25 protein-coding genes are annotated in these 24,647 nt (G+C 48.1%); 12 read left to right on the forward strand and 13 right to left on the reverse strand.

Annotated elements, in window-relative coordinates:
- Nucleotides 1–95: 95 nt before the first annotated feature.
- The 9 genes from VT06_RS18745 to VT06_RS14580 form a co-directional block, all read right to left on the reverse strand.
- Nucleotides 96–224 carry a hypothetical protein gene (locus VT06_RS18745; RefSeq protein ID WP_046555076.1) on the reverse strand — a complete coding sequence of 43 codons (129 nt, stop codon included), beginning with the start codon at nucleotides 222–224 and terminating at the stop codon, nucleotides 96–98.
- 110 nt (nucleotides 225–334) lie between these two features.
- Nucleotides 335–778, reverse strand: a complete 444-nt coding sequence (locus tag VT06_RS14545) for a nuclear transport factor 2 family protein (RefSeq protein WP_046555049.1) — start codon at nucleotides 776–778, stop codon at nucleotides 335–337.
- A gap of 255 nt (nucleotides 779–1,033) precedes the next feature.
- Entirely contained in the window at nucleotides 1,034–1,792 is a 759-nt protein-coding gene (locus tag VT06_RS14550) for an SDR family oxidoreductase (protein ID WP_046555050.1), read from the reverse strand.
- Nucleotides 1,793–2,146: 354 nt separating this feature from the next.
- Nucleotides 2,147–3,031 (reverse strand): 3-hydroxyisobutyrate dehydrogenase, encoded by an 885-nt coding sequence (mmsB, locus tag VT06_RS14555; RefSeq protein WP_046555051.1) that lies wholly within the window; start codon nucleotides 3,029–3,031, stop codon nucleotides 2,147–2,149.
- Between the two features lie 29 nt (nucleotides 3,032–3,060).
- Nucleotides 3,061–4,197 carry an enoyl-CoA hydratase/isomerase family protein gene (locus tag VT06_RS14560; protein ID WP_046555052.1) on the reverse strand — a complete coding sequence of 379 codons (1,137 nt, stop codon included), beginning with the start codon at nucleotides 4,195–4,197 and terminating at the stop codon, nucleotides 3,061–3,063.
- A gap of 5 nt (nucleotides 4,198–4,202) precedes the next feature.
- Nucleotides 4,203–4,976 carry an enoyl-CoA hydratase gene (locus VT06_RS14565; protein ID WP_046555053.1) on the reverse strand — a complete coding sequence of 258 codons (774 nt, stop codon included), beginning with the start codon at nucleotides 4,974–4,976 and terminating at the stop codon, nucleotides 4,203–4,205.
- A 127-nt stretch (nucleotides 4,977–5,103) separates the two neighbouring features.
- Entirely contained in the window at nucleotides 5,104–6,261 is a 1,158-nt protein-coding gene (locus VT06_RS14570; protein WP_046555054.1) for an acyl-CoA dehydrogenase family protein, read from the reverse strand.
- A 193-nt stretch (nucleotides 6,262–6,454) separates the two neighbouring features.
- Nucleotides 6,455–7,951 (reverse strand): CoA-acylating methylmalonate-semialdehyde dehydrogenase, encoded by a 1,497-nt coding sequence (locus VT06_RS14575; protein WP_046555055.1) that lies wholly within the window; start codon nucleotides 7,949–7,951, stop codon nucleotides 6,455–6,457.
- A gap of 145 nt (nucleotides 7,952–8,096) precedes the next feature.
- Nucleotides 8,097–9,302, reverse strand: a complete 1,206-nt coding sequence (locus tag VT06_RS14580; protein WP_046555056.1) for an acetyl-CoA C-acyltransferase — start codon at nucleotides 9,300–9,302, stop codon at nucleotides 8,097–8,099.
- 276 nt (nucleotides 9,303–9,578) lie between these two features.
- On the opposite strand from VT06_RS14580, the gene VT06_RS14585 reads away from it, so the two are divergent.
- From VT06_RS14585 to VT06_RS14625, 9 genes are all read left to right on the forward strand, one after another.
- A complete protein-coding gene (locus tag VT06_RS14585) occupies nucleotides 9,579–9,983 on the forward strand; it encodes a MerR family DNA-binding transcriptional regulator (protein ID WP_046555057.1) in 405 nt (134 codons plus the stop codon).
- Between the two features lie 33 nt (nucleotides 9,984–10,016).
- On the forward strand, nucleotides 10,017–11,186 hold the full coding sequence (locus VT06_RS14590; RefSeq protein ID WP_046555058.1) for an isovaleryl-CoA dehydrogenase: 1,170 nt from the start codon (nucleotides 10,017–10,019) through the stop codon (nucleotides 11,184–11,186).
- Nucleotide 11,187: 1 nt separating this feature from the next.
- A complete protein-coding gene (locus tag VT06_RS14595) occupies nucleotides 11,188–12,795 on the forward strand; it encodes a carboxyl transferase domain-containing protein (protein WP_046555059.1) in 1,608 nt (535 codons plus the stop codon).
- A gap of 286 nt (nucleotides 12,796–13,081) precedes the next feature.
- On the forward strand, nucleotides 13,082–13,900 hold the full coding sequence (locus VT06_RS14600) for an enoyl-CoA hydratase/isomerase family protein (protein WP_082122549.1): 819 nt from the start codon (nucleotides 13,082–13,084) through the stop codon (nucleotides 13,898–13,900).
- A gap of 2 nt (nucleotides 13,901–13,902) precedes the next feature.
- Nucleotides 13,903–15,888, forward strand: a complete 1,986-nt coding sequence (locus tag VT06_RS14605; protein ID WP_046555061.1) for an acetyl/propionyl/methylcrotonyl-CoA carboxylase subunit alpha — start codon at nucleotides 13,903–13,905, stop codon at nucleotides 15,886–15,888.
- Nucleotides 15,885–16,799, forward strand: coding sequence for a hydroxymethylglutaryl-CoA lyase (locus VT06_RS14610; protein WP_046555062.1), 915 nt, complete (start codon nucleotides 15,885–15,887; stop codon nucleotides 16,797–16,799). Before VT06_RS14605 ends, VT06_RS14610 begins: the two co-directional genes overlap by 4 nt.
- A 323-nt stretch (nucleotides 16,800–17,122) precedes the next feature.
- Nucleotides 17,123–17,824: a CoA transferase subunit A gene (locus tag VT06_RS14615; protein ID WP_046555063.1), complete on the forward strand. Its 702-nt coding sequence runs from the start codon at nucleotides 17,123–17,125 to the stop codon at nucleotides 17,822–17,824.
- Between the two features lie 10 nt (nucleotides 17,825–17,834).
- Nucleotides 17,835–18,494 carry a CoA transferase subunit B gene (locus tag VT06_RS14620; protein ID WP_046555064.1) on the forward strand — a complete coding sequence of 220 codons (660 nt, stop codon included), beginning with the start codon at nucleotides 17,835–17,837 and terminating at the stop codon, nucleotides 18,492–18,494.
- A 144-nt stretch (nucleotides 18,495–18,638) separates the two neighbouring features.
- A complete protein-coding gene (locus tag VT06_RS14625) occupies nucleotides 18,639–20,144 on the forward strand; it encodes a leucyl aminopeptidase (protein WP_046555065.1) in 1,506 nt (501 codons plus the stop codon).
- A 79-nt stretch (nucleotides 20,145–20,223) separates the two neighbouring features.
- On the opposite strand, the gene VT06_RS14630 is transcribed toward VT06_RS14625, so the two are convergent.
- Nucleotides 20,224–21,105, reverse strand: coding sequence for an NAD(P)-dependent oxidoreductase (locus VT06_RS14630; protein WP_046555066.1), 882 nt, complete (start codon nucleotides 21,103–21,105; stop codon nucleotides 20,224–20,226).
- 122 nt (nucleotides 21,106–21,227) lie between these two features.
- On the opposite strand from VT06_RS14630, the gene VT06_RS14635 reads away from it, so the two are divergent.
- Both VT06_RS14635 and VT06_RS14640 read left to right on the forward strand, forming a co-directional pair.
- Nucleotides 21,228–21,704, forward strand: coding sequence for a glutathione peroxidase (locus VT06_RS14635; RefSeq protein ID WP_369796922.1), 477 nt, complete (start codon nucleotides 21,228–21,230; stop codon nucleotides 21,702–21,704).
- 73 nt (nucleotides 21,705–21,777) lie between these two features.
- Complete coding sequence (locus VT06_RS14640) at nucleotides 21,778–22,758, forward strand: 2-hydroxyacid dehydrogenase (RefSeq protein WP_046555077.1); 981 nt, start codon at nucleotides 21,778–21,780, stop codon at nucleotides 22,756–22,758.
- A 25-nt stretch (nucleotides 22,759–22,783) separates the two neighbouring features.
- On the opposite strand, the gene VT06_RS14645 is transcribed toward VT06_RS14640, so the two are convergent.
- Nucleotides 22,784–23,176, reverse strand: coding sequence for a DUF2750 domain-containing protein (locus VT06_RS14645; RefSeq protein WP_046555068.1), 393 nt, complete (start codon nucleotides 23,174–23,176; stop codon nucleotides 22,784–22,786).
- 73 nt (nucleotides 23,177–23,249) lie between these two features.
- Nucleotides 23,250–23,678, reverse strand: coding sequence for a YqaA family protein (locus VT06_RS14650; RefSeq protein WP_046555069.1), 429 nt, complete (start codon nucleotides 23,676–23,678; stop codon nucleotides 23,250–23,252).
- Between the two features lie 228 nt (nucleotides 23,679–23,906).
- Here VT06_RS14650 and VT06_RS14655 point away from each other — a divergent pair, with 228 nt between their 5' ends.
- Nucleotides 23,907–24,218 (forward strand): hypothetical protein, encoded by a 312-nt coding sequence (locus VT06_RS14655; protein WP_046555070.1) that lies wholly within the window; start codon nucleotides 23,907–23,909, stop codon nucleotides 24,216–24,218.
- Here VT06_RS14655 and VT06_RS14660 read toward each other — a convergent pair.
- Nucleotides 24,215–24,647 (reverse strand): methyltransferase domain-containing protein (locus VT06_RS14660; RefSeq protein ID WP_046555078.1); only part of this gene is annotated, 433 nt, incomplete at its 5' end. The two genes, VT06_RS14655 and VT06_RS14660, sit on opposite strands and share 4 nt — an antisense overlap.

Genomic DNA, 24,647 nt, shown 5'->3' on the forward strand with positions numbered 1-24,647 from the left:
AGCTGCATTAATGCAAAAACTAGGCTTAGTCCAAGGTTTTTATTAACAATTGGATCTGCCCCCAAGGCTATAAATATGCACCTGCTAATACCAGCCTATTCCTTTAGCCAGTTCGCATAGGCGGCAAAATCTTCGCCGCAGGCAAAGCATAGCTGCCGGTTATTACCACGCTGAATGCTATGCTCTGGCACACCCGCCAAATGAACCCGGGGAAGTCTTGCCATACCAGAGCCGTAGTGTTGTGAAGGCGCAGGTTAAGCATAGACAGTTTAATTCTGTTCTGACTTCCTTTTATTGCTGACCCCTCTCATTATTAATAAATAGTGCATCACAATTATTCCGCTTTAACCGTCGCCTGCCAGTTCACTGCCTGCCATTTGCCGTTATTGCGAATAAAAGTACCGCTGTTTAAAAAGCGCAGGGTTTTAGTATCGGAGGTGCCTACCAGAGTAAAGGCGACGACAGCGGTGTCACCATATTGCAGAATTTGAACATCTTCACTACTGTAGCGCATGTCAATATCATCAGCAGAAAGTTCGCCACGGCTATTTACGGATTGCATTAAAAACGTTTTACCAAAGCGGCTACCGTTTGAGCTGGTGTAAATAAGCTCATCAGCCCAATATTTATTATGTATAGCTGGGTCGTTCCGAGTGGCACCGTCTAAAAACTCACCCAATAAGGCGGTAAGTTCGGCTTTATCGTCAGCGATAGCAAAAGTTGGGGTAAATAGCGCCGGGGTAAGTAATAGCGTGGCAAGTAGTAAGCTGGTTTTCATGCAAAGTTCCCTGTTAAATGTCCCGTTTTTACAGTTAAGCTACCACACAATTTTGAAATATACCTAAATTTTGATAGTGACAACTATGCAAAGACAGGATGACTGCGAATGCTTACTGCAGCGCTCACAAAGATTACATCCCAGTACCTTTTACCTGCGAGGCATCAATGCCGCTAATACCCGTGCACATTAACCTTAGGGCCTCTTAGAATTTACGCTAAATTTTTACGTTATAATCCAACAACAGCAAGCAGCTTACATGCTAATGCCGCCGTCGATTTCTACTACACGGCCGGTGAAAAAGTCATTTTCAAATATGTATTTGGCGGTATGGGCAATTTCGCTGGCCTCACCTAAACGACCTACTGGCTTCATTTTTTCCAAGCGGTCACGGGCTTCTGGCTTCATTGCGTCGGTCATGGCGGTGCGAATAACACCTGGCGCGATAGCACCAACCCGAATACCGTAACGGCCAAGCTCACGCGCCCAGGTGACTGTCATGGCCACCACACCGGCTTTTGAGGCGGCGTAGTTGGTTTGGCCCATGTTACCGCTACGAGCTACGCTCGACATATTAATAATAACGCCCTTAATGCCGCGCTTAACCATCACTGCGGCGGCTTCACGGCCACATAAAAACACCCCGGTCAGGTTCACGTCAATTACCGATTGGAACTGTGCCAGTGACATTTTACTGACCAGCTCACCGTCTTTGTATTTCAGCAGCAGGCCATCTCGCAAAATGCCGGCGTTGTTTATCAGGCCGTCGATGCCGTTAAAATCGCTGTCGATTTGGCTAAAGGTTGCTTCAACCTGCGCTTCGTCTGCCACGTTGGCGCTATACGTATGCACGGTGGTATTGGCCGAAAGCTCGGCTTTAGCCGCCGCTAACTGGTCGGCATTCATATCAATTAAGGCCAGTTTGGCGCCCTCATTAGCACACATGCGTGCCATTTCGAGGCCTAAGCCTTGTGCACCGCCGGTAATAACGATGGTTTTGTTATGCAGCTTCATCTGAGGTTCTCCATAGAGCCTGCGCTACGAACATTTTTGCTGCGACACGCCACGAGCCTTCCCTGGGGCTCGATTCCGGCCATCCATGGCCTCCAACGGTCTAACGCAAAAAGTATCTTCGCGCAGGCTTATCATCTTGTTTTGAACGAAGTCTGCAACTCCGCTCTGTTTAAACTCGTTTAAGTTTGACAACTGCTACAGCGGCTGACACGGATGTACTTTTTTGGCAGACCGTGTTTTTCATGGATGAAAAACAGGAGCCTACAAGGACGTATTTATGGCGTGTCTGACAAAAAATGTCAGCAGTGGCAGGCGATCTATCCAACTGCCACCGTTAAACTCAAACTAACCAGATTACTTTTCAAACATCTTAAAAATGCTGGAAAAATCCAGTTTGCCGTTGCCTGCCTGCTGGTGCTGCACATATAAACTATGCGCCAGTTCTCCTAACGGTGTACTGCTACTGCTCTGGTTAGCCGCTTCTAGCGCCAGGCCTAAGTCTTTGGTCATTAAATCAACCATAAAGCCGCCCTGATACTCATTGCTTGATGGCACATTTGGCATAACACCCGGGCAAGGGTTGTATAATTCCAGCGTCCAGTTACGGCCCGAGCTTTTCAGCATAATATCTGAGAGTATTTTTGGATCTAAGCCATTATTTACGCCCATTTGCAGCGCTTCAGACGTACCCGCCATCAGTATACTCAACAGCATGTTGTTGCAGATTTTTGCCACCTGCCCCGCACCAATAACGCCGGCATGAAACAGGTTTTTACCCATATCAGCAAGTACCGTTTTGGCATTGACAAAATCTGCTGCCGCGCCACCAATAATAAAGGTTAAGGTACCAGCTTTAGCACCACCTACGCCGCCTGATACCGGCGCATCAATAAAGGCAATACCTTGCTCAGCCAGCCCCGTACCAACCTTGCGGGCACTGTCGGCGTCAATGGTAGAGCAATCGATTACCAATGCTTGTTTGCTAATCGCACCAGCAATGCCTTGCTCACCTAAATAAAGCGCCAGTACATGCTTACCCGCAGGCAGCATAGAGATAACATAATCAGCACCCGCCACCGCTTCTTTAGCCGAATTGGCTACCTTAGCACCTTCTGCTGCTACCTGTGCAAGCGCTGCCGCTGATAAATCAAAGGCGATAACGTCATGGCCGGCTTTCACTAAATTAATGGCCATCGGGCCACCCATATTTCCTAAACCAATAAATGCAACTTTAGCCATTATAAATTCCTTGCCGTTGTCTTTATAAATTAATTATCTAACCGGCCTATGTCTTTTAATGGATGTTCATCATCCGGCCAGGGTGAGCTAAACAGTAAGTCAATAACCTCAGCGGGCACCTCGGCTACAGTCGGGTATTGCCATTTCGGTGTTAAGTCTTTATCAATTAACAAGGCGCGCACACCTTCCTGAAACTCGCCTAATTGGCCACACTGCACGCTGATACCCAACTCTAAGCGGAAACTGTCAGCCAGAATTTTGCTTTGGCCAAGCTGCATCAACTTAAACACAATATGCGCAGTAATAGGGCTGCCATAAGCCAGTGACTGTTTAGCTTTAACCAGCCATTTGTCATCGCCGTCTATCGCATTAATGGCACTGATAATATCTGGCATACTACTAATATTGGCCAACGCAGTAATGGCGCGCTGATGCGGTCGAATTTGACTTAATGGCATCTTGTTGCGGCACGCCTCTTCAGCACCACGCAGCGTATCTGACAACTTTTGATGATTAAGCGCAATGGTCTCGCCCCACTTCACTGTTAACAGCTTATCTAACAGGGCCGCTTTTTCTTCATGCAGTAAAAAATGATCAGCCAAATGAATAAATTTAGCATCGGCGGCGTTAATTGAAGCACCGGTTAAGCCCAAAAATATACCGCAGCCTGCCGGCATACGATTTAAAAACCAGCTGGCACCAACGTCAGGGTACAAACCAATAGCCATCTCGGGCATGGCGATGCGGCTAGTGGCCGTTACAACCCGGTGCGATGCACCAGCCATTAACCCTAAACCGCCGCCCATAACGATACCGTTACCCCATACCAACACCGGTTTGTCGAAGGTATGGATCAGGTAATCAAGGCGGTATTCTTTAGTAAAAAACTCTTCAACATACGGGTGATAGTAATCCGGGCTTTCTTTCATTGCCTGGTATAAGTCCCGAATATCGCCGCCAGCACAAAACGCTTTATCACCCGCCCCTTGTAGCAATACCATAGCAATGGTTGGGTCGTCTTTCCAAGCCTGCATTTGCGGCAATAACGACTCTACCATCGGCAAACTTAAGGCATTTAATGACTTTTCAGAGTTAAGGGTAGCAACCGCAATTTTTTTGCCGTTGTCAGCCGTAAGTTCCTGATATAACACTACGTCTGTGCTCATGCTTATCACCCGTTTATCCAGTTAGCCTGGCGTTTTTCTAAAAAGGCCTGCACCCCTTCTGCCTGATCTTTACTGTCAAACAACCCAACAAACAGCTCGCGTTCCAGCGGTAACGCTGCATTTATATTGCCACTGCGCCCTTGCTGAATCAGTTTTTTACAGGCACTTACTGCCACCGGGCTTTGCGCAGCAACATTTTCGGCCAACGCCATTGCAGCATCTAGTGCGGTACCGGTGGCGACCACTTCTTCTACCAGATTAATTTGCAGCGCTTTTTCAGCGTTAATACGCTCGCCGCATAAAATCATGCGCTTGGCCCAGCCTTCGCCTACCAGCCAGGCCAGGTTTTGCGTACCGCCGGCACATGGCAGTAAGCCAACTTTGGCTTCAGGTAGCGCCATTTGTGCCTGTTGCTCGGCTATGCGAATATCACAGGCTAGTGCCACCTCTAAACCGCCGCCCATAGCATAACCGTTAATAGCGGCAATCGACACGCCACGAAAAGCACTTAACGCTTCAAAGGCTTCACCAAAAATACGCGCCATATCACTGGCAACCGCTTTGTCGCCGTTAGCAAACAGTTTTAAATCGGCACCCGCTGAGAAGAATTTGTTACCTTCGCCGGTAATCACTAACGCATAGATATTTTTGTCGTTGTTCAGACTTTTTATGGTATCGCGCAACTCGGTTAAGCTGGCATAGGTCCAAGTGTTGGCTGGTGGGTTAGCCATGGTAATAAGCGCTGTATGACCACGCTTTTCTAGTTTTAGTTGAGTCATTGCAGTCTCCTAATATTGGCAATACTCGTGCGTTGAATGAGGTGAATAAGGTTTATTATAAGCCGACCGTTGTGAACAAACCTGTTTCACCTTTTCGCTTAACCACGAACATTATCCGTTGTCTTGGTTACAGAATGTCGCCTGCAGCTTCATCTAGTAAACGCCGGCCAATGATCAGCCGCATAATCTCATTGGTGCCTTCAAGAATTTGGTGCACCCGCACATCGCGAAAATGCCGCTCCAGCGGATATTCTTTAATGTAACCATAGCCGCCGTGCAACTGCAGTGCCTGGTCACACACCTGAAAACCAACATCGGTGGCGAAGCGTTTAGCCATGGCACAGTAAGCAGTGGCTTCACTGTCCTGCTGGTCTAATTTAAACGCTGCTAAACGCACTAACTGCCGAGCGGCGACCAACTCGGTTGCCATATCAGCCAGTTTAAACTGCAGTGCCTGAAACGCCGCTAATGGCTTGCCAAACTGCTGGCGCTCTAACATATAATTACGGGCGGTGTTCATCGCCTGTTGAGCAGTGCCAATAGAGCAGGTGGCAATATTAATGCGGCCGCCATCCAGGCCCTTCATCGCAAAACCAAATCCTTCACCTTCATTACCCAGCAGGTAATGGGCCGGAATACGCACATCAATAAAGGTAATTAAGCGAGTTGGCTGAGCATTCCAGCCCATTTTCTCTTCGGCTTTACCGTAAATAACGCCTTCAGCATCCGCTGGCACAATAAAGGCTGAAATACCTTTAGGGCCTGCTTCACCGGTGCGGGCCATCACCACTAATACTTCAGTCTCGCCGGCGCCTGAGATAAACATCTTCGAGCCGTTTAACACATACTCGTTGCCCTCTTTTTTAGCACTGGTACGAAGGCCTGCCGCATCGGAACCTGAGCCAGGCTCGGTTAAACAATAAGACGCCAGTTGTTGACCGGTCGCCAACGGCTCAACCCACTCTTTCTTCGCGGTATCGGTGCCCCAGGTAGCGATCATCCAGGTGGCCATGTTATGAATAGTTAACATAGCGGTAGTAGCGGTACAGCCCATGGCCAGTTGTTCAAAAATAATTGACGAGTCTAAACGGGATAAGCCCATACCGCCGTCTTCCTCTGCAGTATACAGCGAGCAAAAACCCAGCTCACCAGCTTTTTGAATCACGTCTTTTGGAAAGTGATGATCGCGGTCCCACTGTGCGGCATGTGGCGCCAATTCTTGTTCAGCAAACTGCTTGGCTACATCAACAAAGGCTTGTTGGTCTTCGGTTAAATTGAAATTCATTAATACACCTTTCAGGTTGAGGTATTTTCACACCTGCACTTTTACTAAATGGCATTTACAGCGGGCTTAGTGGCACACTTTACACGCCGACACGCTATAAACCATCCATGGAGCTCGGTTCCGGCCATCCATGGCCTGCAACGGTCGGCTAAGTAAAGTCTGCCACGCCGCTTTATTCTCTAAGGCTCTGAGTTTAGCGCAAGTTAATCGACATATTTGGGCCAGATACCGCAATATCGTCATCAAACCAGCGCGCGGTAATGGTTTTGGTTTCAGTATAAAACCGCACCGCCTGCTTACCATAAGCATGCTGATCGCCATAAAACGAGCCTTTCCAACCGGTAAACGAGAAAAACGGCAGTGGTACCGGAATAGGAATGTTAATGCCCACCTGGCCTACTTCCACTTCATGCTGATACTTACGCGCAGCAGCACCACTGGCAGTAAAGATAGAGGTACCATTACCGTATGGGCTATCGTTCACTACTTTTAATGCTGCGGCTAGCGAGTCAACATGCATGGTAGTGAGTACCGGGCCGAAAATTTCTTGCTTATAAATTTCCATATCAGTAGTAACATCGGAAAATACGGTTGGGCCTACCCAATTACCGTTCGGGTAACCTTCTACTTTGCAATCTGAGCCATCCAGTACACAGGTAGCACCTTCTTTTTTGCCTTGTTCAATTAGCGATAACACACGGGCACGGGCCTGCGGGCTAATTTGCGGACCATAAGCCGCGTTCGGATCGGTGTACACGCCCGGGCGTACTTTACCAATGGCAGCAGCCACCTCCGGGATCCACTCTGCGGCAGCACCCACAAACACCGCTACCGAAATAGCCATACAACGTTGGCCAGCAGCGCCTACTGATGCACCCACTAAAGCATTAACCACTTGTTGCCGGTTAGCATCAGGCATAATTACCATATGGTTTTTGGCACCGGCAAAAGCCTGTACACGTTTCAGGTTGTCGGTGCCGGTCTTATAAATATACTGGCCAACATTAACCGAACCAACAAAGGAAATAGCTTTAATGTCCGGGTGGTGCAAAATGGCATCTACCTGCTCTTTCGCCCCGTGTACCACTTGCAACACACCTTTTGGTGCGCCGGCTTTGACAAACAGCTCAGCAATTTTATTTACCGTCATTGGGTCTTGCTCAGACGGTTTTAAAATAAACGTATTACCGCAGGCAATGGCCATGGGGAACATCCACAGTGGGATCATGGCCGGGAAGTTAAACGGGGTAATACCCGCACACACGCCAAGTGGTTGAATATAACTGTAGGTGTCGATGCTGCGTGCGACGTTTTCTACCGTTTCGCCCATCATTAATGACGGAATGTTGGCCGCTTGTTCTACTACTTCAATACCGCGCCACACGTCGCCTTTGGCATCTTCTACCGTTTTACCTAATTCCTGACAAATAATGTCGGCAATTTCACCCTGGTGCTCTTTTAATAAATGGGCAAAGCGCATCATTAAACGCGCCCGCTCTGAAACCGGCACTTCTTTCCAGGTTAAAAAAGCGGCTTTAGCCGATTCAACTGCACGGGTCATTTCCTCCGGGGTAGCGCAAGGTACCTGGGCGATAATTTCCTGCGTAGCCGGATTAGTGACAGGAATCAGTTTGTCACTGGTAGAGGTGACGAACTCGCCGTCGATAAAATGTTTAACCTGATGTGTCATAGTGCTTCTCCCGGTTGTTTGGGTTTTGCCGTCGGCTTTATTAGAATTTAAAACACGCTATTTGCGCCGCGGCTTGAGATTATCTTTCATGCTAAAGTAGGGTTTGGTGCAAAGAAATCGGTTGCGATACCCTTTCTGAAAATCGTTATAAAACTTCAACTGCTAAGGCAACGGCTTCACCGCCACCAATACACAGTGACGCTATACCTTTAGTCAGGCCGCGCTGGCGCAGCGCATAAATCAGGGTAACTAAAATACGAGCGCCTGAAGCACCAATTGGGTGGCCCAGCGCACAAGCACCGCCGTTCACGTTTACTTTGGCGGCATCTAAACCTAATTCGTTAATGGCTAACATGGTGACCATGGCAAAGGCTTCGTTAATTTCCCATAAGTCTACCTGCTGTTTATCCCAGCCGGCTTTTTGCAGTACTTTTTGAATAGCGCCCACCGGAGCCACGGTAAACAAGGCTGGTTCCATTGAATTGGTAGCGTGGGCAACAATACGTATGAGAGGTGTTAAGCCCTGTGCTTTGGCATCGCTTTCTCGCATTAATACTAAAGCGGCTGCTCCGTCAGAAATAGAACTGGAATTCGCGGCGGTAATGGTACCGTCTTTGGCGAAGGCTGGCCGTAAGCTGGGTATTTTGTCTAATTTTGCCTGGCCTGGTTGCTCATCAATGTTAAAGGTCATTTCACCTTTTCGGGTCTGAAATGTTACCGGGGTAATTTCAGCTGCAAAATCGCCATTGGCAATAGCATGCTGTGCCCGGGTGGTCGACTGCACGGCAAAGGCGTCCATTTGCTCACGGGTTATGCCTTTTTCATCGGCGGTATCCTGCGCAAAGCAACCCATCGCTTTACCATCGTAGGCATTTTCCAGGCCATCCAGCATCATATGATCTTTAATTTCGCCATGGCCCATCCGGTAACCGGCGCGGGCTTTTGGCAGCAAGTAGGGTGCATTAGACATAGACTCCATACCCCCGGCTACCACTACATCGGCACTACCGGCTTTAAGTAAGTCACTGGCTAACATCACGGCTTTTAAACCCGAACCACACACTTTATTAATAGTGGTAGCACCGGCACTTAATGGTAAACCCGCTTTTAAGGTAGCTTGTCGCGCAGGGGCCTGGCCTAAACCCGCTGGCAGCACGTTGCCCATAATCACTTCACTTACCTTATCGCCGCTAATACCGGCTTGCTCTAATGCCGCTTTAATGGCAGTTGCGCCCAGCACTGTAGCGTCTACCTCGGTTAAGCCGCCCATAAAGCCGCCCATAGCGGTGCGCTTAGCAGCAACAATTACAATAGCGTGTTGTTTATTATGTTCTGTATTGTCCAATGCCATTTTACTCTCCTGATAAGGTTGGCCGGAAAAGATGCCAAAGAGCCTACACCAAATTTACGTTTACGCCAACGTCAACCATCTAACACTATGGTAGTGGCAGCGAATTATAGTTCTGTAAATGGTTCAATAAACTGTACACCTTACCCCATAAAATTTGGCATTTTTGCTTTACAAAGCCAATCAAATTAACCCTTAGTACATTTTTTACGCTAGCACCCAGCTTTACCTTTACGTAAACTTCACTTATAGTTGATGGCGTTTTTCGGGAAGGCAGTTATGACAGAAAAAGAAGAAAAAACCTACAGTATCAGCGAACTGGCAAAAGAGTTCGACATTACTACCCGCAGCATTCGTTTTTACGAAGATCAGCGGCTGCTTGCCCCACTACGCAGTGGCCAAACCCGTATTTACAGTAAACGCGATCGGGTGCGCCTAAAGCTTATTTTGCGCGGCAAACGACTGGGGTTTAGCCTTGCTGAAACCGGCCAGTTGTTCGAACTGTACGACGCTGATAAAAGCAGCGTAACCCAATTAAGTACCATGTTGAAATTGATAGAGCAGAAAAAAATCGAACTGCATCAGCAAATGGACGACATCAAAGTCGTGTTAATGGAACTGGTAACAGTAGAAAAACGTTGCCGCGATACCTTAGCCGACGCCAAACAATCAAAAACTGCTTAGCCAGTTTTAGCATACAGCAAACGGGGATTTACCATGATAAGCACTTATAAAGGCCTTAACTTTGATTTAGGCGAAACCGTCGATATGATCCGCGAACAGGTTAATGCCTTTGCCCGCGAAGCAATAGCACCACGCGCTGAGCATATTGATCAGGTTAACGAATTTCCAAATGAGTTATGGCGCAAGTTTGGTGATTTAGGCCTGCTGGGTATTACCGTTGATGAAAAATACGGCGGCTCTGGCATGGGGTATTTAGAGCACGTGGTGGCATTGGAAGAAATCAGCCGCGCCTCTGCTTCGGTTGGTTTATCGTATGGCGCGCACTCAAATCTTTGTGTCAACCAAATTTTCCGCAACGGTACTGAAGCCCAAAAAGTGAAGTACCTGCCTAAACTTTGTTCAGGTGAGCATATTGGCGCCTTGGCAATGAGCGAGCCTAACGCCGGCTCTGACGTGGTGAGCATGAAGCTGCGCGCGGAGAAAAAAGGCGATATGTACATTTTAAATGGCAATAAAATGTGGATCACCAACGGCCCGGATGCCCATACCTATGTCATTTATGCCAAAACGGATATCAATGCCGGCAGTAAAGGCATAACAGCGTTTATTGTAGAGCGTGGTACCAAAGGTTTTAGCACCGCACAAAAGCTTGATAAACTGGGCATGCGCGGCTCTAACACCTGTGAGCTGGTGTTTGCAGACTGCGAAGTACCTGCCGAAAACGTACTGGGTCAAATAGGCGGCGGTGTAAAAGTACTAATGAGTGGCCTAGACTACGAGCGAGTAGTATTAGCGGCCGGCCCGTTGGGCATAATGCAAGCCTGTATGGACGTGGTAATACCTTATATTCACGACCGTAAACAATTTGGCCAATCTATTGGCGAATTCCAGCTGGTGCAGGGCAAACTTGCCGACATGTACACCCAAATGAATGCCGCTAAATCTTATGTGTATACCGTTGCAAAAGCCTGCGACCGCGGTGAAGCCACCCGCAAAGATGCCGCGGCGGTTATTTTATACTCAGCCGAACTTGCCACTAAAATGGCACTGGATGCCATTCAGTTATTAGGCGGCAATGGCTACATTAACGAGTACCCTACTGGTCGTTTATTACGTGATGCCAAGTTATATGAAATTGGCGCCGGCACCTCAGAAATACGCCGGATGTTGATTGGCCGCGAGTTGTTTACCGAGTCAAACTGATATGACGAAAATTAGCAGCAAAATTAACCCTCGCACGGAGGAGTTTCAGAAAAACGCCAGCGCTATGCAGGCCGTGGTCGACGATCTGAATAGCAAGGTTCAGCAAATCAAACTCGGCGGCGGCGAAGCCTTAATTGCCCGCCATACCGCTCGCGGTAAGCTGTTTGTTCGCGATCGCATTCAAAAACTGTTAGACCCAGGCTCACCATTTTTAGAAGTAGCCCAGTTTGCCGGTTGGGAATGCTACGACGATTATGTGCCAAGCGCAGGGGTAGTTGCTGGTATTGGCCGGGTTAGCGGTATTGAGTGCATGATAGTCGCCAACGATGCCACGGTAAAAGGTGGCACCTATTATCCGCTTACCGTTAAAAAACATTTACGGGCGCAAGAAATAGCTGAACGCTGTCACCTGCCCTGCATTTATTTAGTAGATTCTGGCGGTGCTAACCTGCCCCGCCAGGACGATGTTTTCCCCGATAAGCTGCACTTTGGGCGTATTTTCTTTAATCAGGCGAATATGTCCGCTAAAGGCATACCCCAAATTGCAGTAGTAATGGGTTTGTGTACTGCTGGCGGTGCCTATGTGCCAGCGATGGCCGATGAAAGCATTATTGTTAAAAACCAAGGCACTATTTTTTTAGCCGGCCCGCCGCTGGTTAAAGCGGCTACCGGAGAAGAAGTTACCGCCGAGGAGCTGGGCGGTGCTGACGTGCACTGTAAAATTTCTGGGGTGGCAGATCATTATGCATTAAACGACGAGCATGCGTTGCAACTGGCCCGAAATGCCGTATCCCGCTTAAACCGCCCTGCAGCTCACGCCATGGATATAAAAACGCCTGAAGAGCCGCTTTTTGACAGCCAAGAGCTGTATGGCATTGTTGGCACCGACTTACGCAAGCCGTTCGATGTTAAAGAAGTAATTGCCCGCATTGTTGATGGCTCAGATTTTGATGAGTTTAAGCAATACTATGGCGCCACATTGGTCTGTGGTTTTGCCCGCATTTTTGGCTATCCGGTGGGTATTGTGGCCAATAACGGCATATTGTTCTCTGAATCGGCACAAAAAGGCGCGCACTTTATTGAACTGTGCGCCCAGCGAAAAATTCCGCTGTTGTTCCTGCAAAATATTACCGGTTTTATGGTCGGTAAAAAGTATGAAGCTGAAGGTATTGCCAAACACGGTGCCAAAATGGTGATGGCAGTTAGTTGTGCCAAAGTGCCGAAATTTACCGTGTTAATTGGTGGCAGCTATGGCGCAGGTAACTACGGTATGTGTGGCCGTGCCTTCGACCCCACCATGATGTGGATGTGGCCCAATGCCCGCATTTCGGTGATGGGTGGTGAGCAAGCCGCCGGCGTTATGGCGCAGGTCACCAAAGACGGTTTAGCCCGTAAAGGCGAAACGCTGTCAAGCGATGCTGAAAAAGCACTTAAACAACCCATTATTGAGCAGTACGAAAAACAAGGGCACCCTTATTATGCCAGTGGCCGCTTGTGGGATGACGGCATTATTGATCCGGCGCAAACCCGTATGACCGTTGGCCTGGCGTTAGCCGCCGCACTGAATGCGCCGATTGAAGAGACTAAATTTGGTGTGTTTCGGATGTAGATAGTTGTGAGGGGTGCTCGGAGCTTATGTAATTATCGAAGACGCCATCACTCCTTGCATTTTTTCTGCGACACGCTTGCTGGATCAGCTATAGAGGTAAGTGCACAGTACATTTAGCCAGAACCGTGTTTATCATGGATGAAAAACAGGAGCCCCCATGGAAGGGTTTACGGCGTGTTCTGGCAAAGTTGTGCGGCGCGCTTGCCGATTTAGAAACGCACATATTTAGCAACCGCCATGTCAGAGAAATAGTGTTTCAAGTTGCATTACTACTTTCGGAGATAAAATGAACCAGGTTTACACACAAGTAAGTATCGACCAGCGTGGCGTGGCCAGCCTGGTACTAAACCGGCCAGACGTTCATAACGCCTTTGACGACCTGATGATTGCCGAGCTTATTGCCGTACTTAACCAGCTGGCAACAGACGACAATGTGCGGCTGTTACTGTTAAAAGCTACTGGTAAAAACTTCTCTGCCGGCGCCGATTTAAACTGGATGCGCTCGATGGCCGAAAAAGACTATTCGCAAAACGTAAACGATGCCAACGAGCTGGCATTACTGATGCACACGTTAGATAAATTTCCTAAACCAACCATTGCGATGGTGCAAGGTGCCGCTTTTGGCGGTGCAGTTGGCCTGGTGGCGTGTTGCGACATGGCCATTGCCAGTGATAACGCCAGTTTTTGTTTAAGCGAAGTAAAAATTGGTTTAATTCCAGCCGTTATAAGCCCTTATGTAATGCGTGCTATGGGCGAGCGGCAAAGCCGGCGCTATTTTTTAAGTGCCGAGCGCTTTAGTGCCGATACCGCCAAACAACTGGGCTTGTTGCACGAAGTCGTTACTGCAAATGCATTGCAAGATAGTGCTGAAGGGCTGATTAGCAGCTTGCTGCAAAATAGCCCAGCAGCGATGAGTGCCGCAAAAACCCTGATCCATAATATATATAACCGCAAAATCAGTAACAATGTGGTAGCACATACTACCCAGGCTATTGCTGAAATTCGCGTGTCGGCAGAAGGCCAGGAGGGCTTGGGTGCTTTTCTTGAAAAACGCCGCCCCAACTGGTTACCAGCACAAGCAAACGCCAAGCTAAAGGACGAATAAGCATGTTCCGGAAAATATTAATAGCCAACCGTGGTGAAATAGCCTGTCGCGTTATCGACACCGCCCATAAGCTTGGCATTCGTTGCGTAGCGGTTTACTCCGATGCCGATGCCAATGCCCGCCATGTCAGCATGGCTGACGAAGCTTATTTACTGGGCCCCGCCCCCAGTAAAGATTCATATCTGCGCAGCGATAAAATTATTGCTATTGCCAAACAAAGCGGCGCTGAAGCCATACACCCTGGCTACGGTTTTTTATCTGAAAACGAAAGCTTTGCAAAAGCCTGTGATGATGCGGGTATCGTTTTTATTGGGCCACCTGTTGCAGCCATTACCGCCATGGGCTCAAAAAGTGCCGCCAAAATTATTATGCACCAAGCCGGTGTACCGTTAGTACCTGGCTACCATGGTGATGATCAGTCTGACAAGCTACTAGCCAGCGAGTCGGCTAAAATTGGTTATCCACAGCTAATAAAAGCCGCCTATGGTGGCGGTGGCAAAGGCATGCGGGTGGTGTGGAAAAAAGAAGAATTTAGCGATGCGCTGGCCAGTGCACGCCGTGAAGCCAAAGCCGGTTTTGGCAACGACAAAATGTTGCTTGAGCGCTATTTAACCAAACCACGGCATATTGAAATTCAAGTGTTTTGCGATAATCACGGTAATGCTGTGTATTTGGCAGAACGCGACTGCTCTATTCAACGTCGCCACCAGAAAGTGATTGAAGAAGCACCAGCACCCAATTTCAGTAACGAGCAACGCCAGGCCATGGGCGAAGCGGCAGTAAAAGCGGCCAAAGCCATTGATTATCGTGGTGCTGGCACCGTTGAGTTTTTGTTTGACGAAGACGGCTCGTTTTACTTTATGGAAATGAATACCCGGTTGCAGGTGGAACACCCGGTGACTGAAATGATAACCGGTCAGGATTTAGTAAAATGGCAGCTGTTAGTTGCGGCTAACGAGCCACTGCCACTGAGCCAAAACCAGGTACAAATTGATGGCCACGCCATTGAAGTTCGGGTGTATGCTGAAGATCCTGATAACGACTTTATGCCGGCGACGGGCAAACTAACTTATTTACGCCAACCTGAAGCCAGCCGTTATGTGCGGGTTGATACCGGTGTGGTAGAAAACGATGAAGTATCGCCCTTTTATGATCCGATGATTGCCAAACTGATCGTTTGGGATGAAAGCCGCGATCGCGCCATCGCCAGAATGCTGCGGGCACTGGATGACTATCGCATTGCCGGTGTTACTACTAACTTAAGTTTTCTAACCAGCTTAACCGAACATCCGGCATTTAAAGCCGCTGAGCTGGATACCAACTTTATTAATCAACATCAGGCTACGCTCTTTGCACCGGCCAATAAGGAAGATAATCAGGCGCTGGTGCTGGCGGCGTTATTTATTATGGCGCAGCAAAAAGCCCCGGTAACAAGTGGTGTCAGTGCCAGTCCATGGCAATACAGCCACGGTTGGCGCCTGAATGAAACACCCACCGTGTTGTTAACTTTATTGCAAGGCGAAGCGACACATCAGTTAATTATTCGCGAGCAACAACAACATTACGTGGTTGAATTGCAAGGTCAGCAACTGTGTTGCCAAGCGGCGTTAAAGGGTGATGAGCTTAGCGCAACATTGGGCGACCATAAAACCAAAGTGCGGGTTAGCCGCTATCAGGACACCATTAGTGTCTTTATTAAACATCACCGCTACGACTTTACTTATCGCACTGAAGTAACACCAGAGCTTGATGGGAGTGAACATGCCGGCAGCCTAACCGCGCCGATGAACGGTACAATTGTCGCTGTTATGACTAAAGCCGGCACCACGGTAAAAGTAGGTGACACCCTGATTATTATGGAAGCGATGAAAATGGAATACAGCATAAAAGCGCCAAAAAATGGTGTGGTGAATGATGTGTTTTATGCTGCGGGCGACATTGTAAAAGATGGCGCCGAGTTAGTCGACTTTAGCCCGGAGGAAGCATGAGCCTGCCGCAACATGTGCAAATAGTGGAAGTAGGCCCGCGCGATGGCCTGCAAAACGAAGCGGCAGTGTCAACCGCCGATAAAGTTGTACTCATTGATATGCTTAGCGCCGCTGGCCTTAGCTATATTGAAAGTGGTGCCTTTGTCTCACCGAAGTGGGTCCCCCAAATGGCGGATTCTGGCGAAGTATTTGCCGGTATTAAGCGAAAAGCCGGGGTAACCTATGCCGCACTTACGCCAAATTTAAAAGGCTATGCAGCAGCAAAAGCAGCAGGTGCAACTGAAGTAGCCATATTTGGTGCTGCCTCAGAAGCCTTTAGCCAGAAAAATATTAACTGCACTATTGCTGAAAGCTTAGCGCGCTTTGCACCGGTCGTGGAAGCGGCGCTGGCTGATGGTATTAAAGTACGGGGTTATGTCTCATGTGCGCTGGGCTGCCCTTATCAGGGTGAAGTTGCCCCAACTGAAGTGGCATTAGTTGCTAAGGCACTACTGGAGCTGGGCTGCTATGAAATATCACTGGGTGATACCATCGGTGTCGGTACCCCGAAAAAAGTGAATGCCATGCTCGACGCAGTACTTGCAATGGTACCCGCAGAAAAAGTAGCAGTACATTTTCATGACACTTATGGCCAGGCCCTCACCAATATTTATGTGGCGCTAAACCGTGGTATTAGCATTATTGATAGTGCCGTAGCCGGTTTGGGTGGCTGCCCTTACGCAGCCGGGGCATCTGGCAACGTGGCTACTGAAGATGTGGTGTATTTACTTAACGGCTTAGGTATTACCCATGGCATCGATTTAACGGCGCTGGCGCAGGCAGGTTGGTTTATTACCGACAAGCTGGGCAAGCAGCCTAGTTCTAAAGTAGGATTGGCATTTAAGGCTAAGTGCAGTCAGACTGGTGGTTAGTTAACAGCAGCTAAAAAGGTTCTTCGAACACGGTAAACACTCCGTACAACTTTGCCGAAACACGCCGTAAATACGTCCCTGTAGGCTCCTGTTTTTCATCCATGAAAAACACGGTTTCGGCTAAAGTGTACTGTGCGCTTCCCTTTACTCAGGTGTAAGCGGATGCGGATGTGATTTTTTCTGAGACCGTTGAAGCCCTGGACGGGCGGAAACGAGCCCCCAGGGAGGGGTTCACGGCGTGTCGCAGACAAAAATACACTTAGCAGCAGCGTAATCGAAGAACGGCTCTAAAATACAGTTCAGCAAAGAACAGAGGACATCAAATGGCAGGGTTTAATAAAGTCGTACATAGCTACGAAGACGCCATGGCTGGCCTGCAAGACGGCATGACCGTTATTGCCGGTGGCTTTGGTTTATGCGGTATACCGGAAGGTTTAATTGCCCAGATTAAAAAAATGGGCACCACCGACTTAACGGTGGTGTCGAACAACTGCGGTGTTGACGGCTTTGGCCTTGGTATTTTGCTGGAAGACCGCCAAATCAAAAAAATGGTCGCCTCATATGTTGGTGAAAACGCCCTGTTTGAAAAACAACTGCTTAGCGGCGAGTTGGAAGTAGAACTTACCCCACAAGGCACGCTGGCCGAAAAAATGCGGGCCGGCGGTGCAGGCATACCCGCTTTTTTTACTGCAACCGGTTATGGCACCCCCGTCGCTGAAGGTAAAGAAACTCGCGAAATTAATGGCCGCCATTATGTGTTAGAGCCAGCAATTACCGGTGACTTTGCCATAATACGTGCCTGGAAAGCTGACCGATACGGTAATTTGGTATTTCGCCACACCTCAATGAATTTCAACCCAATGGCCGCAACAGCCGGTAAAATTACCGTGGTTGAAGTAGAAGAAATTGTTGAACCGGGCGAACTGGAACCGTCACAAATTCACACCCCGGGTATTTACGTCCAGCGCGTTATTAAAGGCAACTTTGAAAAGCGCATCGAACGTCGTATGGTTCGGCAAGATTAAGGAGGCAATTATGGCTTTATCTCGTGAACAAGTGGCAATGCGCGTAGCGCAAGAGCTGCAAGATGGTTATTACGTTAACTTGGGTATTGGCATTCCAACCTTGGTGGCCAATTACGTGCCAGCCGGTATTGAAGTAATGCTGCAGTCTGAAAACGGCCTGCTGGGCATGGGACCTTACCCAACAGATGCAGAACTTGACGCTGATATGATTAATGCCGGCAAAGAAACCGTGACCGCTATTAAAGGCGCAGCCATTTTCAGCTCAGCAGAAAGCTTTGCCATGATCCGCGGCGGTCATGTTGATTTAACCGTGCTGGGCGCATTTGAAGTAGACCAAAACGGCAACATCGCCAGCTGGATGATCCCGGGTAAACTGATTAAAGGTATGGGCGGCGCCATGGATTTAGTGGCCGGCGCACAAAATATTGTGGTTACCATGACCCATGCTGACAAATACGGCAATAGTAAGCTATTAAACGACTGCACCCTGCCACTGACAGGCGTAGGTTGCGTTAAAAAAATTGTCACCGATTTAGCGGTATTAGAAGTACGTAACGGCGCCTTCCACCTACTAGAGCGCGCCCCGGGTATTAGTATTGAAGAAATTCAGCAAAAAACCGCTGGCAAGCTGGTCGTCGACGGCGACATACCGGAAATGGCGTTTAGTTAACACTATTGTTGTGATACTTAAGCGCCTACGGGCGCTTTTTTGTTATATCGCCCGAAATAAGCGACAGTTTACCGCCAGCCTAATTGTCAATAGCTTACTTTAACGCCAAGATAACGACAATAAAATTACTAAGGAGTTTTACCTATGTTTCGTCTTTCTACCTTGGCTGCACTATTGCTGGCCACTTACAGCGCTAACGCTGATCAATTTGCCATTAAAGCTAGCGCCAATGTCGCACATTCAGCCGATACCCTATTACTGCTGGTTAGCCCGGACCAACTAAATACTAATCCACAACTGGCCGCCATTAGTAAACAAGAAAACTTTAGTGCCGAGCATGGCAAAACCCTAACCTGGCTGGCCCCGGCTGCACCATATGCCCAGTACCAGCGAGTAGTACTAGTTGGCGCTGGCGAGAGCGAGCTACTTACCCCGTACCAAGTTAGTTTGTTAGGCTCAACCGTGGCGCACTCGTTGCTAAATTCAGCAGCTCACACTATTCAGCTAGATTCCACCTTGCTGCAATCAGCAATTGCCCAACCAGAGCTGCTGGCACAGTTAAGCCATGGCATTAACCTGGCAAGCTACACCTTTAATCGTTATCACACTGATGACGAACCGGAAAAAATCCGAAATATCTATTTATTAAGCCGTGAGCTAACCGCTACCGAGCAGCGGCTAGCGCAGATAAATGCGCTAACGGAAGGGGTAGTACTGGCCCGCAATCTTATTAATGAACCGGCTAATGGCATTTATCCAGAAACCTTTGTCAAACAAGCTCTGGAGCTGCGCAAGCTAGGTGCCAAAGTAACAGTACTGGATCAGGCTGCACTGAAAAAAGCCGGTATGGGTGCGCATTTGGCAGTTGGTCAGGGTAGCCAAAGACCACCATATTTAGTGATTGTGCATTGGGAAGGCAGCAAGCAACAACCTTTAGCACTGGTGGGAAAAGGTATTACCTTTGATACCGGCGGTTATAACCTAAAAACACAGGCCGACACCCTATTACGCATGACCAGTGATATGGCGGGTGCCGCAGCAGTGCTTGGCACCATGCATACCCTGGCCAAGCAAAAAGCCCCGGTTAATGTAGTAGGTTTAATGGCGCTGGCCGAAAATATGATTTCAGATCGGGCGTACCTGCCGGGCGATGTTATTACTGCTGGCAATGGTAAAACTATTGAAATTATTAACACCGATGCTGAAGGTCGTTTGGTGATGGCCGATGCACTTTGGTATGCCGAGCAAAACTTTAAACCGCGGGCAATAGTCGATATCGCGACGCTTACCGGCTCTAAAGTGACGGCACTAGGTGCTTATTACGCTGGTATGTTTAGTAAAGATGAGCAACTGGTTGCACAGCTAACCCAAGCCGGTGTGACAGTCCAAGAGAAAGTGTGGCGCTTACCGCTAACTGATGAAATGTTGCCGGAATTAAAAAGCCGTATCGCCGATTTACGCAACACCGGCAGCACTACAGGTGCCTCTACTGCTGCGCTGTTTTTACAGCAGTTTGTGACAGACACCCCTTTTGCTCACCTTGATATTGCCGGTAATGCGCTAAGTAGTAGCAACAAAGGCTTGCACACTGAAGGTGGCACAGGCTTTGGCGTGCGTTTGCTTACTGAGTGGGTGTTAACTCAGCAATAATACGGTAATTACCCAAGCACTTTTACCAAAAATACAATGTGCAAAAAATAGCCGCCCGGTAACAGGTTACCGGGCAAATTTAGCGCTGTAGCCGTGCCAATAGGCTAGACGTATCCCAGCGGCTACCACCCATTTGTTGCACTTCACTATAAAACTGGTCGACTAACGCTGTAATGGGTAAATGGCTACCATTTTGCCGTGCTTCATGTAAGGCAATGCCTAAGTCTTTACGCATCCAATCAACCGCAAAGCCAAAATCGTATTTATTATCGAGCATGGTTTTATAGCGGTTTTGCATCTGCCACGACTGTGCAGCTCCTTGTGAAATAACTTCTACTACCGCGGCGGCATCGAGGCCGGCATTTTGTGCAAAATTAAGCGCTTCAGCCAGGCCTTGCACTACGCCAGCAATACAAATCTGGTTAACCATTTTTGCTAACTGGCCACTGCCGGCTGGTCCGAGTAATTTGGCACAGCGCGCATAGCACATGATGGCTGGCTCAGCCTTAATCATAGCAGTGGCATCACCGCCAATCATTACCGTTAAACTGCCATTCTCAGCGCCAGCCTGGCCTCCGGAAACCGGTGCATCTAAAAAGCCAACGTGTTGCTCGGTACACGCTGCGCCAAGCTCTCGGGCTAGCTCGGCTGAGGCCGTAGTATGGTCAACCAATACGGCACCCGGTTGCAGAGTACCTAAAACACCTTGCTCGCCATAGACCACTGATCGTACATCGTGGTCATTGCCAACACATAAAAACACCAGTTTGGCATTAACCGCTGCCAATGCCGGGTTAACGGCACTACTGCCACCATATTGATTGACCCAGGCTTGTGCTTTACTGGCAGTACGGTTATACACCGTTACCTCATAACCTTTTTGCTGCAAGTAACCCGCCATCGGATAGCCCATAACACCCAAGCCGATAAACGCGACTTTATCTTTCTGATCGTTTGACATAAAAATGACTTATACCTGTGAAATGATAAGATGTTAGCTTACAAACTTAACCAGTGAAAAGAAAGTGAGTTGCGCTAAAGACCGTTAATCCATCAGTTGAAGTATCATCGGGAAGCATAATGATCAACATACACCAGTTCAAAGTTAAAGATGCGCAGGGCAGAGACGTCGATCTAACAGAATACCGCGGTAAAGTGGTGTTAATTGTCAATACCGCCAGCCAATGTGGCTTTACGCCGCAATATCAGCAGCTGGAACAATTGTATCAACAATACAAAGCACGTGACTTGATGATCCTGGCGTTTCCCTGTAACCAATTTGGTGGCCAGGAGCCGGGTGACGATAACGACATTCAGCAATTTTGTCAGCTAAACTATGGAGTGAGTTTTCCGGTAATGGCCAAAATTAATGTTAATGGTCTAAAGGCCTCGCCACTATTTGATCATTTAAAAGACAATGCCCGCGGTTTGCTGAAAACCCGCGCCATTAAATGGAACTTCACTAAGTTCCTTATTAATAAACAGGGCGAAGTGGTAAAGCGCTACGCTCCACGTACCAAACCCGGCAGCATCGTTCAGGCGATAGAAGAACTGCTATAACTTTGATCTGGCGCTAATTATGACACTATCAACTGATCTACACTTTACACATGCCAAAAACGGGATGTTACCGATGAAAGTTGCCGTGTTCAGTGCCAAAAAATATGATCAAGACGGGTTTAGTCAATGGGCCGATCCCAGTTTGCAGTTCAGCTACTTTGATAGCCGCCTAAGTACGCTTAACCTGAAATTAGCTCAGGGTTGTCATGCTATTTGCGCCTTTGTTAACGATGATTTGTCTGCTCCAGTATTACAACAAATGTCAGCGATGGGCATTGAAATGGTGGCGCTGCGTTGTGCTGGCTTTAACAATGTTGACTTGGACACGGCAAAAGCGTTGGGTATTCGGGTTGCCAGAGTGCCAGCATACTCACCCGAAGCAGTGGCAGAACATACTGTTGCCATGATGCTTACGTTAAATCGCAAACTACACAAAGCCTATAACCGGGTTAGGGATAACAATTTTTCTCTTGACGGTTTAATGGGTTTTAATATGCACGGCAAAACAGTAGGGTTAATTGGTACCGGCAGGATTGGCTTGGCCACTGCCCGTATTTTACAAGGTTTTGGCTGTAAATTAGTGTGCTATGACATTGAACCCGTGGCTGAACTGGCAGAGCATTATGTTAGCCTGAACGAGTTATATGCTCAAAGCGATATTATTAGCTTACATTGCCCGCTTAATCCAGCCACTAAACACCTGATCAATGCCAATTCATTGGCAAAAATGCGCGATGGCGTTATGCTAATTAATACCAGCCGCGGTGGCTTAATTAATACCAAAACCGTCATTGCAGGTTTAAAAGATCGAAAAATTGGCTATCTGGGTTTAGATGTCTACGAGCAGGAAGCGGATATCTTTTTTGAAAACTTATCAGAACAAATGATTGATGACGAAGTATTTGAGCGACTGCTCACCTTCCCTAATGTGCTTATCACCAGCCATCAGGCCTTTTTTACCAAGGAAGCACTGCAGCAAATCAGCAGTATTACCAGTGACAACTTAATGGCATTTGCCGGCGGTAACGCCACCGGCAATGAACTAGTAACGTAATTTATTAGTGCAAAAAACGCGGCGCTCAGGCGTCGTCGCTCATTTCATCTAATAATGTTTCGGCCAGCTCATCCGGCATTACAACCACACCCGGGCCATCTGCATCAGGCAGTACCGCAATGGCTAATTCATCGCCATTTAAGCCTGAGGTCCATTTTTCCAGCCAGGTTTTAATATCAATAGCTTTGGCAGTACAATGCTGCCATTCACCTTCAATCCATTGCTCGGCCAGTTCCGCATGAGGCCATACCGGAATACAACGATCATCTTCGGCACTAACTAGCACAAAACCTTCTTCGTCGGTTAAAATCCAGATTTCTGCTAAGTCGGCTACGGCCTGAATAAAGTAGTCATAACGTTGCTCGGCATCAAGTGCCAGAATGCGGCCTAGCTCTTCAGGGCTTAATTGATATTCCATAAGGGTATCCTGCAAATAAAAAAGTGCGCTTATGATGCCGGATTTGCTGCTATAAAGCCATCAGAAAAACGTTTTACCACAGCTGCCGGGCTAACACTAATAGTAGTGCATAACGTGCGCCCTTACCTAATGCCACCAGCATTAAGAACAGGCTAAAACGAACCCGCAAGGTGCCGGCAACCAGGGTTAGTGGGTCACCCACTATTGGCAGCCAGGCCAGTAACAGGCTCCAGCTGCCATAGCGTTGAAACTGTAGCTGTGCTTTATGTAGTTGCTGCGGGCTTACCGGAAACCAGCGCTTATGCTGAAAACGCAGCAATTCTTTACCCAGATACCAGTTAACACAAGAACCCAGAGTATTGCCGCTGGTTGCTGCCAGCCACAGCCCTAATGGCGCATAGCCTTGCTGCGCTAAAGCCAGAAGCAGCACCTCGGATGAGGCTGGCAATAAGGTTGCAGCAATAAAGCTGGTAGCAAACAGTGAGACGTATCCGAAAAACATGGTGTGGTGTTAACCCATCGTTTGAAAACGCAGGCACTGTAGCAGATTATCAGAATAAGTTAATAATACTGCTAGTGAAAATTGCTCGATTTGCTGGCAAAAGCAGCTAGTGCATTAATACAGTGCAGCTCAACGAAAGCCGGATGCAAATAGCTTGCGTCAGAGAATTAAGCTGGCATTAATCTCATAGGGGTTAAAACCTATGTTCAAAGTAAAAGGAGTTCCACCATGAAAAATGCTATTTTCGTTGTTTGCAGTTTTGCATTAGTGATAAGCCAATCACTTATGGCTAAACCGGACCACGATAAATCATTACCACCAGGCCTGGTGAAAAAAATGGAAAGTGGTAAACCACTGCCTCCGGGCTGGCAGAAAAAACTCTCTGCCGGTCAGTATCTTGCTGATGATTACTATCGTCGTAGCACGGTACTGCGAAAGCCAAATGTCGATGGCATTATTACCGTTCAGATTGAAGGCACGGTCATTGAGTTATTTGAACACAGCCGGGAAATTGTTCGCATTCTGGAAGGCAAGCGCTAATACTTTATTTGTAATAACGTTAGTACTTCATAATGACTGCTATGGGCAAACATATCAAACAGCTGCACTTTTAATAATGTGTAATCAGTAAGATGCTGTAAGTCTTCTGCAAGACTTTTTGCATTACAACTGGAATATAAAAGCCAGGCGGGTGCCAATCGCTGTACATCCTGACACAGCGCTGCCCCCAAGCCGCGCCGTGGCGGGTTAACCACCAGTAAATCAGGTGCGCTGGCAGCGGCGTTGGCAAAAGCGATGGCATCGAGCGCCTGAAAACTAACATTCTGCAGACCCATTGCAGCCGCTGAACGCGTAGCGCTGGCAATTGCTGCTGGGGCAATTTCAATTCCCACCAGCTTCTGGCCAGGCCTTACCAGATGCAAACCAAAACCACCCACCCCGCAAAAAAGATCCCAAATTTGTTTAAAT

This window comes from Arsukibacterium sp. MJ3 (assembly GCF_000987765.1).
In the GTDB taxonomy this organism is placed as follows: Bacteria; Pseudomonadota; Gammaproteobacteria; order Enterobacterales; family Alteromonadaceae; genus Alishewanella.